Origin of the sequence: Promicromonospora iranensis, from assembly GCF_028994775.1 — a bacterium.
Classification (GTDB): Bacteria; Actinomycetota; Actinomycetes; order Actinomycetales; family Cellulomonadaceae; genus Promicromonospora; species Promicromonospora iranensis_A.
Map to the genome: position 1 here is coordinate 469687 of NZ_JAJQMN010000005.1, position 9610 is coordinate 479296.

The 9610-nt window shown below is 71.6% G+C and carries 11 protein-coding genes and 1 pseudogene; 2 read left to right on the plus strand and 10 right to left on the minus strand.

The window, feature by feature from the left end; translation table 11 throughout:
• Positions 1 to 101 precede the first annotated feature (101 nt).
• The 8 genes from LUU90_RS12085 to soxR form a co-directional block, all read right to left on the minus strand.
• Positions 102 to 1349 carry an MFS transporter gene (locus LUU90_RS12085; protein ID WP_275003668.1) on the minus strand — a complete coding sequence of 416 codons (1248 nt, stop codon included), beginning with the start codon at positions 1347 to 1349 and terminating at the stop codon, positions 102 to 104.
• A gap of 37 nt (positions 1350 to 1386) precedes the next feature.
• Positions 1387 to 1803, minus strand: a complete 417-nt coding sequence (nusB, locus tag LUU90_RS12090) for a transcription antitermination factor NusB (RefSeq protein ID WP_274992432.1) — start codon at positions 1801 to 1803, stop codon at positions 1387 to 1389.
• 80 nt (positions 1804 to 1883) lie between these two features.
• The gene (gene efp / locus LUU90_RS12095) at positions 1884 to 2447 is read right to left on the minus strand and encodes an elongation factor P (protein WP_275003669.1); all 564 of its coding nucleotides are present in this window, start codon (positions 2445 to 2447) and stop codon (positions 1884 to 1886) included.
• Between the two features lie 165 nt (positions 2448 to 2612).
• Positions 2613 to 3149, minus strand: a complete 537-nt coding sequence (locus LUU90_RS12100; RefSeq protein WP_275003670.1) for a hypothetical protein — start codon at positions 3147 to 3149, stop codon at positions 2613 to 2615.
• A gap of 15 nt (positions 3150 to 3164) precedes the next feature.
• Positions 3165 to 3905, minus strand: a complete 741-nt coding sequence (locus tag LUU90_RS12105; protein ID WP_275003671.1) for a hypothetical protein — start codon at positions 3903 to 3905, stop codon at positions 3165 to 3167.
• Between the two features lie 179 nt (positions 3906 to 4084).
• Positions 4085 to 4543, minus strand: coding sequence for a type II 3-dehydroquinate dehydratase (locus tag LUU90_RS12110; RefSeq protein ID WP_275003672.1), 459 nt, complete (start codon positions 4541 to 4543; stop codon positions 4085 to 4087).
• Positions 4544 to 4611: 68 nt separating this feature from the next.
• Positions 4612 to 5208: a hypothetical protein gene (locus tag LUU90_RS12115; protein ID WP_275003673.1), complete on the minus strand. Its 597-nt coding sequence runs from the start codon at positions 5206 to 5208 to the stop codon at positions 4612 to 4614.
• Between the two features lie 170 nt (positions 5209 to 5378).
• Complete coding sequence (soxR, locus tag LUU90_RS12120; RefSeq protein ID WP_275003674.1) at positions 5379 to 5867, minus strand: redox-sensitive transcriptional activator SoxR; 489 nt, start codon at positions 5865 to 5867, stop codon at positions 5379 to 5381.
• 113 nt (positions 5868 to 5980) lie between these two features.
• Between soxR and LUU90_RS12125 the strand changes: the two genes are divergently transcribed.
• Together LUU90_RS12125 and LUU90_RS12130 are read left to right on the plus strand one after the other, a co-directional pair.
• The gene (locus LUU90_RS12125; RefSeq protein WP_275003675.1) at positions 5981 to 7105 is read left to right on the plus strand and encodes an alcohol dehydrogenase catalytic domain-containing protein; all 1125 of its coding nucleotides are present in this window, start codon (positions 5981 to 5983) and stop codon (positions 7103 to 7105) included.
• Positions 7102 to 8511, plus strand: a complete 1410-nt coding sequence (locus LUU90_RS12130; protein WP_275003676.1) for an MFS transporter — start codon at positions 7102 to 7104, stop codon at positions 8509 to 8511. Before LUU90_RS12125 ends, LUU90_RS12130 begins: the two co-directional genes overlap by 4 nt.
• A 175-nt stretch (positions 8512 to 8686) precedes the next feature.
• Here the strand turns inward: LUU90_RS12130 and LUU90_RS12135 are convergent, their stop codons facing one another.
• Both LUU90_RS12135 and LUU90_RS12140 read right to left on the minus strand, forming a co-directional pair.
• Entirely contained in the window at positions 8687 to 8920 is a 234-nt protein-coding gene (locus LUU90_RS12135; protein ID WP_275003690.1) for a hypothetical protein, read from the minus strand.
• A gap of 105 nt (positions 8921 to 9025) precedes the next feature.
• Positions 9026 to 9598 (minus strand): annotated as a pseudogene (locus LUU90_RS12140) (DUF222 domain-containing protein); the annotation flags it as partial.
• Between the last annotated feature and the right edge of the window lie 12 nt (positions 9599 to 9610).

Sequence of the window (9610 nt, forward strand, 5' to 3'; positions counted from 1 at the left end):
ACCTCGCAGCCTCGACGGACCCCGCTGCCGGTGCTGTCGGAACCCTGTGCTGTCGGAACCCTGTGCTGTCGGAACCCTGCGCGGCAGTGCCGCCAGTGCTGTCAGTCGCGGAGCACCGACGCCGCCAGCCCCACCGCGACGGCCACGAGCCCGAGCACCATGCCGACGGTGCCCGGCCAACCGGCCAGGGCGAACCCGACGCCGCCGAGCCATCCGAACACGCTGGAACCCGCGTAGTACGCCAGGTTGTAGACAGCCGCCGCCTGGGTCCGGGCCCGCGGCGCGGCGACCGGTGTCCACCCGCTGGCCACGGCGTGCGCCCCGAAGAACCCGGCGGTCAGCACGACCAGGCCTGCCAGGAGCAGCGGCAACCAGGCCGACAGCGTCACCAGCACGCCGAGCGCCATGACTCCGCTCGAGGCGATCAGCACCCGGCGCCGCCCGTGCCGCACGACCAGTCGGCCGGTCCGCGCCGACGACCACGTCCCGGCCAGGTAGGCGAGGAACACGAGGCTCACCACGCCGGAAGACAGCCCGAACGGCTCGTCGGCCAGGCGGAAGCCGAGGTAGTTGTAGACCGCCACGAAGCCGCCCATGAGCAGCAGGCCCTGGGCGTCGAGCGCGAGCAGCCGCGGGCTGAACAGCACCCGGAGCCGTCTGGACCTGTCGCGGCTGGAGCTGTCACCGTCGCCGCCACCGCCACCGCCACCGTCGCCGCCACCGCCGTCCGACGATCGGCCCCGTGCCGGCTCCCCCGGCAGGTCCCGCGGCGCCAGCCAGACGAACACGCCCGTCGCGACCAGGCATGCGACGGCGACGGCGCCCACGCCGGCGCGCCAGCCGAAGAGCTCCGCGACGCCGCCCGACACCAGCCGGCCCACGAGCCCGCCCATCGAGGTGCCCGCCACGTAGGTCCCCGCCGCGCGTGGCACGGCCGACGCGGCGCCGGCGTCGGTCAGCATCTCGGTCAGGTACGCCATGGCGACGGCGGGCACGCCCGCGACGAGCAGCCCTTCGACGGCCCGGCCGGCGATGATCAGGCCGAACGTCGGCGCGAACGGGACCGCCAGCCCGACCGCTGTCGCGCCGAGCATCGCGATGGTCATCGCCCGCACCCGTCCCACGCGGTCGGCCACCCAGGCCCAGGGCAGGACGCCCGCGGCCAGGCCGAGCGTGGCGGCGGAGACGAGCAACGCTGTCGCGGAGGCCGACGTCGCGAGGTCGCGGGCGGCGTCCGGCAGGACCGACTGCGGGGCGTAGAGCTGCGCGAACGCAGCGGTCCCAGCACCGAACAGGGCGACGAGCAGACGTCGCTCGTCGAACCGTTCAGCGCCGGGACCGGTGCTCACGCGTGCTGCCGGCTTGCACCGGCGATCCTGCCGGAACTCACGCCAGCAGGGTCGGCTTCAGATCCTTGACCCGGCCGAGCAGTCCGTTCACGAAGGCCGGGGAGTCGTCGGTGGACAGGTCGCCCGCGAGGTCGACCGCCTCGTCCAGTGCGACGGCGTCGGGCACCTCGTCGTTGAAGAGGACCTCCCAGGAGCCGATCCGCAGCAGTGCGCGGTCGACCGCGGGCATGCGCTGGAGAGTCCAGCCCTGCGAGTACGTCTCCAGCACCTCGTCGATGCGGTCGCGGTGCGCGACCACACCCTCGACGATGTCGACCGTGTACTGCGGCACGGCCGCCTCGGTGTGCGGCACGGCCACGCGGTCGGCGAGGAGCTTCAGCGGGTCGATGCCCCGCTGCTCCGCCTCGAAGAGGATGTCGGCGGCGCGCTTGCGCGCCTTGGTGCGTGCGCCCATGGTCTCTCTCTGCTACGGAAGGTCACTACTGAAGCTGTGCTACGAAACCTGCTGGTGGGCTGTGGAGCCTCAGCCCCGCGTCACTCCGTGACGCGACCGAGGTAGTCGCCCGTGCGCGTGTCGACCTTGACCTTGACACCCTGCTCGAGGAACAGCGGGACCTGGATCTCGGCACCCGTCTCGAGGGTCGCCGGCTTGGTGCCGCCCGTGGACCGGTCGCCCTGCAGGCCCGGCTCGGTGTAGGTGATCTCCAGGACGACGGACGTCGGCAGCTCGATGTACAGCGGCGTGCCGTCGTTCGAGGCGAGCATGACGCTCATGCCCTCGAGCATGTAGTCCTTCGCGTCACCGACGGTCGCCGCGGGCACGGTCACCTGGTCGTACGTGTCGGTGTCCATGAAGACGAAGTCCTCGCCGTCCATGTACAGGTACTGGAAGTCGCGGCGGTCCACGTTGGCCGTCTCGACCTTGATGCCGGCGTTGAACGTCTTGTCGACGACCTTGCCCGACAGCACGTTCTTCATCTTCGTTCGGACGAACGCTCCACCCTTGCCCGGCTTGACATGCTGGAACTCGATGACGGACCAGAGGTTCCCGTCGATACGGAGCACGGTGCCGTTCTTGATGTCGTTGGAGGTAGCCACGTTCGTCTTCCTGTGTCGGTGAAGGTGTACCCAGGGCACGCCGACAACAGGCCGGCGGCTGGGGTGATCAAGCTGAGTGATCAAGCAGGTGTCAAGCAGCAGCGGTCAAGTCTAACGGACCGTGGGATCTGACGGGACAGTTCGAGCGGACGGCCCGACGAACCATCAGACCACCAGCGCGTTCATCGCGGCGAGGCCCAGGAGCCCCATCGCCACCGACCAGATCAACGAGGCGAGCGTGCCCACGACGAACCGCTCCGACGCCACCGGCTGGTCACGCAGCTCGGCGTAGCGGCCGAGCCCCTTGATCGCGACCACTATCGCGATGCCGTAGGGGTAGCCGGCCAGGAGGGCGCCGGTGATCGCCAGGCGCTCCAGCACGCCGAGCCAGGCACCGCCCCGCAGGATGTCCATGGCTTCCGGGTTCATGGTGCCGGTCGGCGGTTCGTCGCCGTCGCCGGCCTGTCCGCTCTTCGGAGTGCCGCGCGGCTCGTCGTCACCCGCTTCGAGCGCCTGCGGCACGACGGGCGGCTCGTACGGCTCGTAACGCGCCCAGGGCAGGTCGCCCCCGCTGGCCTTGCGCAGCACCCAGGGCACCACCCACGAACCCACGATGACGCTCAAGAACAGCGTGACGAGCCAGATCGCCACCGCCACCACCCACTGCCACCCGTCGATGGTCTCCAGCATTTCCCAGGTCACGGTGCCACGTCCCCCTCAGCTCTGCGCACGCTCGGTCTCGGCATGCGTCGTCCTTGCCCTGCGGTTTCCCGTCCCAGCGGCAGCTCCGCCCGCGACGTCCGCCTCTTCGCCCGTCGAGCTGCTCAGCTCGGCGAGCAGCCGCACCGCCACCGGACGCACCGCTTCTTCTTCCTGCCAGAGCGCCGCACGGACCCGCTGGCTCACCGCCTGCTCGCTGACCTTCAGGGACTGGGCGACGATCCGCTGTCGTCCCGGTTTGTCCTCGAGCGTGGCGAGCGTATCGGCGACCTCCCACCCGTGGGGAGTCCTGCGCGCGCGAATCGCGGCGAGAAGACGAAGCAGGGCCTCGACCTCGGCGGCCAGGTCCGGCTGGGTTGGGCCCGGTGCGGGCCCCTCGACGGCGATCGAGGTACCCCTGCCGCGGGTCTTGGCCCGCTCGACGGCGTCGCGGGCGCGGTAGAACGCGAATCCGCGCGCCTCGCGCGACACGGTGGGCAACGGGCCCTCGACCGGGCCGACGCCGATACCCACGCTCCAGCCCTGATCACGCAGGAGGTGCAGCGCGATGTCTATCGCGAGCTCGGCACCGTCCCGCCCGACCGCGAGGATGCCCTGCACCTCGTCGCCCACCGTGCGCTCGAACGGCACCACCACCCCATCGCGCCCGCGCGTCAGGTCCTCGAGCTCGGCAAGGACCTCGGGAACCCGGTCGGCGGCGTAGGTCGAGCCTCGCTGGTCGACGGTGAGGACGATCATGCACTCAAGCCTAGACCCTTCAGGAGAAGTCCTCAAGCCTGGGGGCTTAAACAGAAGACCTCAAGCTTATCGACTTGACTGCTGTCGTCTTGCCAGTTCTTGCAGATATCGCCGTGCCCGCCGCATGCCTCGCCCTGTGATGTGGCCCGCGTCCTACGACCGAGCCAGGGCCCTGGCTTCTAGCCCGCCAGCCGCCACGCGATCGCCGACAGCGCCAGCCGGTAGGAGTCGAAGCCGAACCCGGCGACGGTGCCGGTGGCGATCCCGGCCACCACCGAGTAGTGCCGGAACGACTCGCGCGTGGCCGGGTTGGACAGGTGCACCTCGACGAGCAGCAGGCCCGCTGTCGTGACCTGGGCGGCGGCGTCACGCAGCGCGTACGAGTAGTGCGTGAACGCCGCCGGGTTCAGCACCACGTGGGCGCCGGCGTCGACCGCCTCGTGGAGCCAGCCGACGATCTCCGACTCACCGTCGGTCTGCCGCACCTCGACGTCCAGCCCGAGCTCCTCGCCCCATTTCGCGGCGGCGATCGTGAGATCGGCCATCGAGGCGTGGCCGTAGATCTCGGGCTCGCGGACACCGAGCCGGCCGAGATTAGGACCGTTGAGCACGAGGACGCGGGGCAGTGCAGAAGCCATGGTCGCGAGCCTAGTGGGCACAGCGGCACTAGACCCTGCTTCTAGGCGTCAGACCGTTCCGCTGGGCGTCAGATCTTGCCGCTCCCGTGCGCGATCCGGTGCCCGCCCATCGCGTCGGCGACCCAGCGCACCGCCTCGGGGCGAAGCTCGTCCCAGCTCCAGAAGATGACGGCCAGGCAGGTGAGCGCCGCGCCGCCGGCCCGCCACTCGACGACCGGCGTGGCGACGCCGCACGTCCGGCACCCCAGGTCCGCCTCGCTCCCGGAGTCCCCCTCGCTCCAGGCCGCCGCCGCATCGTAGAACTGCCGCAGGCCCTCCTCGTCCGAGCAGGTCGGGCCGAACTCCTCCGGCGGCCCGAAGAACTCTCTTGTGGCCGAGCAGCGCGGGCACGTCACCGAGCCGACGTCGAACTGCCCGCCGTCCTGCACCTCACGGCCGACCCGGACCTGGACACCCCACGGTGTCTCTCCCGAGACCGACGTCTCCACGGTGTCGGCCCACGCGGGTCCCGCCGGATGACCGTCGCCCCCGAGGGCCGCGTCCGGAGACAGTTCCGGAAGGATCACCCCGCGCGCGACCAGGGCCTCCACCACCCGTCGCCCGACCTCGGGCGCGTCGTCCTCGGTCACGTCCAGGTCAGCGACCCACTCGTAGTACGTACCCACAGCTCTCCCTCATTCGGCGCGTCCGGTCGGCGCGCTCGGTCAGTTCGGCATCCGCCTCGACACCCGGCTCGGCATCGGTGCCGCTCTCCACCAGGTACCACCGTGCGGCTTTCTACCAGAGCCTTCGACGGGACCGCCCGCAAAGTCGCCCTCCACCAGCACCAACACCGTCACGCCCCGTCCGGCTCCAGCCCTTCCACCAGGAGCGTCCGCGGACCCGGGCCGGCCTCGGCGAGCTCGTCGTGCGGGTTGGTCAGCGCACAGCGACGCAGCGAGAGACACCCGCAACCGATGCAGTCGGTGAGGTGGTCCCGCAGCCGGGAGAGCTGCTCGATCCGCGCGTCGAGGTCGTCGTGCCAGGCCTGCGAGATCCGCCGCCAGTCCTTCGCAGTCGGAGTGCGGTCGCCGGGGAGCGTGGCCAGCGCTGCGCCGATATCGGCGAGCGGGATGCCGACGCGCTGCGACACCCGGATGAACGCCACCCGCCGCAGCGTCTCGCGCGGGTAACGTCGCTGGTTGCCCGACGTCCGCCGGCTCGCGATCAGCCCCTTGCGCTCGTAGAAGTGCAAAGCGGACACGGAGACGCCGCTCCGCGCGGCGAGGTCGCCGACAGTGAGCTCGTCACGGTCCCACGGGACGGCGGGGTTGGGTGCTTCCACAGGCGGCCTCCTACGGCTCTCGACAACTCCGGACGGCGGGCCGGGAGCGGCGGCGCCGAGCCGGCACAGGTCACGGTTGACCTCAAGTTTGGTTCAGGTTAAAGGATGACGGCATGGACGCCATCAGACACCACTCCTTCGGGCCGCCCGAGGTCCTCACGCTCGAGCAGGTCCCCGATCCCACACCGGGTCCCGGGGAGGTGCTCGTCGACGCCGTGGCACACGGCGTGCACCTCCTCGACACGAGCCTCCGCCGCGGCGAGGATGGCCCGCCGCTCGCCCTGCCGAGCCTCCCGACCATCCCGGGCCGCGAGATCGCGGGCACCGTCTCCGACGTCGGCCCCGGCGTCGACGCCGCGTGGATCGGACGACCGGTGGCGGCACACCTGGGCCGCGTGACGGACGGCGGCGGGTACGCCCGGCGCGTCGTCGTCGGCACCGACAAGCTGCACGTGATTCCCGATGGCCCGGACGGCGCTCCGCTCGATCCGTCCGACGCGATAGCGATGATCGGGACCGGACGGATGGCGGTCTACACCCTCGACATCGCGGCCGTGACCGCCGCCGACGTCGTCGTGGTGACAGGTGCCGCAGGCGGGCTTGGCACACTTTTTGTGCAAGAGGCGTTGAACACCGGCGCCCGCGTCGTCGCCCTGGCGAGCAGCCTGTCCAGACTCAAGGTCCTGGAGGATCTGGTGGGCCTGGAGGGCGCGGAGGACGGCAACCGCTTCGGCCGCCTCGCCCTGGTCGACTACTCCGCCCCCGACTGGACGGACACCGCCCGGGCCGCCCTGGGAGGCGCCCGCGCGACGCTCGTGTTCGACGGCGTCGGCGGAGACCTGGGCACCGCCGCGACCGCGCTGCTGGTGGGGCAGGGTCGTGCTGGTGCTGCTGGTGCTGCTGGTGCTGGTGGCGCCGGTGCTGCCGGTGACACCGTCAGCAGGAGCGTCTCGCCGCCCGCACGGCTCGTCGCCTACGGCTGGGCATCCGGTGCGCCGAACCGCTACACGTCCTGGGCGGACGCCGACCACGTCGAGCCGCCGTTCGAGGTTCGCTACGCCGTAGGGCCCGACGCTCCCCCGATGCCCGACCAACGGCCCTACCAGGAGCGCGCCCTGGCCCGTGCGGCGGCGGGCCGGTGGCGGGTGGCCACGCACCGCGTGCCGTTCGCCGAGGCCGCCCGGGCCCACCGCGAGCTGGAGGAGCGCCGCACCACCGGAAAGGTGGTGCTGGTGTGACCGCCACTGTGCCGACGTCCTCGTCGGTTTCCGCACCACCCGCGCCATCCGCGCCACCCCCGCAGTCCGCGCCACCCCCGCAGTCCGCATCACCCGCGCCTCCACCGTCGGGTCGGCTGAGCCGGGGCGGGCAGCGCCTCGTCCTCGCCGGGATGGTCGCGCTCTGCTCGCTCGGGGCGTTCGAGTCCCTCGCCGTGTCGACGGCGATGCCGACGGTCGCCGTCGAGCTGGACGGGCTGCGGTACTACACGCTGGCGTTCGCGGTGGCGTTCGCGACCAGCGTCGTCGGGATGCTCACGGCCGGACGCTGGTGCGATCGCAGCGGCCCCGCGCCGGCCATGTGGACCGGCGTGGCACTCTTCGTCGTCGGCCTCCTCGTGGCGGGCACGGCGACCGGCATGGGCGCCCTCGTCGCGGGACGTGCGGTGCAGGGCGTCGGCAACGGGCTCTTCGGTGTCGCGCTGTACGTCCTGGTCGCCCGCGTGTTCGCCACCGAGCGGCATGCCACCGTGTTCTCCGCGTTCGCCGCGGCGTGGGTGGTGCCCGCGATCGTCGGGCCAGGGCTCGCCGGACTCGTCGTGGACCACGTGGGCTGGCGCTGGGTGTTCCTCGGCGCCGCCGTACTGACCGTCCCAGCGGCACTTCTGATGCGGCCCGGCCTGACGGCCGCCCACGAGGACCGGCCCGTAGCGGCGACGCGCCCGGATGACGCTGGAGCGCCTGACACTGGGGCGCCTGACACTGCCGTGCCAGACGCCGCGGGCGGCCAGCCGGCAGCTCCCCCGCTGCACGCGCTGCGGCTTGCCCTGGCCGTGCTCCGGGCCGGGCGCGGCCTGCCGGCCGTCGTGTCGGTGCGGGCCCTGGTGTCGGCGGCGTTCGTGGGTTCCGAGGTGCTGCTGCCCCTGCTCCTGGTGCACGAGCGGCACCTGAGCCCTGGCGGCGCAGGCCTCATCCTCACGGTCGGAGCCCTCGGCTGGTCCGGAGCGTCCTGGGTTCGTGGCCGCGACCTGCTGCATCTGGGCCATGCCAGCTACGTACGGCTCGGCGGAAGCCTTCTCACCCTCGGGATGATCGGCGCTGCAGTCCTGGTGCTCCCGGACGTGCCGGCCTGGGTCGGGATGGCGTTCTGGGTGCTGTCCGGCAGCGGGATGGGTCTCGTCTACCCCACTCTGTCCGTCCTCACGCTCGAGTTGGCGGCGCCGCACGAACAGGGATCGGCCTCGTCGGCACTTCAGGTGGCGGACGCCGTAGCCGCCGCCGTCGCGTCCACTGCGACCGGTGCGCTCCTGTGGACCCTGCACGACGTCGTAGGCCTGCCCGCGTATGCGGCGGTGCTCGGGCTCACCGGGCTGCTGGCGATTGCGACCGTACTGCTGGCGGACCGGACCAGGCTTGTAGAGGACTGACCGAGAGCCGTGGGGCGACCTGGCGTGACAGATCAGGCCGCCCACGGCCACGGGGTCAGGTGCCCTCGGCCGGCAGTAGCCCGGTGGTCGGCAGGTCGCAAACCGCGGCCGGGTCTGCGGGCCCGTGGTCAGGTTGGCGCCCGGCGGTTCTGGTTGGTCGAGTCCCTCGGCGGGGTTAGGCGGCTTCGGATTCGGGTGGGGTTTCGATGGGTTCGGGCAGGGTGATGCGGTGTCCTCGGGCGTCGGTGAAGGCCCACCCGGTCTCCAGCAGGGTGCCCGGGACGGCAGCGCCGGTGGTGGTGCCGTCGCCGGTGGTGCCGGTTAGGGGTTTGCCTGTCCAGTGCATGGTGATGCCTTGGGTGTCGACGAGTTGGTGGTGGTACCAGCACAACAGGGCACTGTTGCTCACCGACGTGTTCCCGCCGTGGGCCCAGTGAGTGATCGCGTGGTGGACCTCGCACCGTGAGGGTGGTTGGTCGCATCCGGGGAAGACGCAGTGCCGGTCCCGAGCGATCACGGCTCGCCGCATCTGCCCGGTAACGGTGCGTTGAGCGCGTCCGACGTCCAGGACCGCACCATCAGGTCCGAACACAACCCGGGTGACCGCACTGTCACACGCCAACCGGCGTAGCAGTGCTCGTGGTGCACGGTCACCGGTCTCGGAGAACACCGGCCCACCACCGGACAACAACCCAGACATCGACAGTGTGCCGGCCACGCCCACGCCCGCGCTCGTACTCGTGCCCGTAACCGCTGTACCTGCACCCGTGCTTGTGCCTGGTGCGCCGGCGCCGGTGGGACGTCCTGGTACACGTCCTGGTGAACGGCCTGGTGTGGCGGGGCCTGGTGTGGCTTGTCCGCAGGTCAGGCACAGGCCCTCGCGGGTGCGGGTGGCCTGGGCGATCAGCTCGGTCCAGGACACCGTGACGTTCAGGTGGGGTGGGATCGCGGCGCCGGGTGAGGCCTGGTTGGTGTCCAGCACGATCCGGGCGAGGTCGGCCAGGCCCTGCGCGCGACGCTGGGTCGACGTGCGGGGGTCTTCTGCGGCGGGGGCGCCGATGATCGCGTTGATCGCAGCAGTGACCAGGAGGCCGTGTTC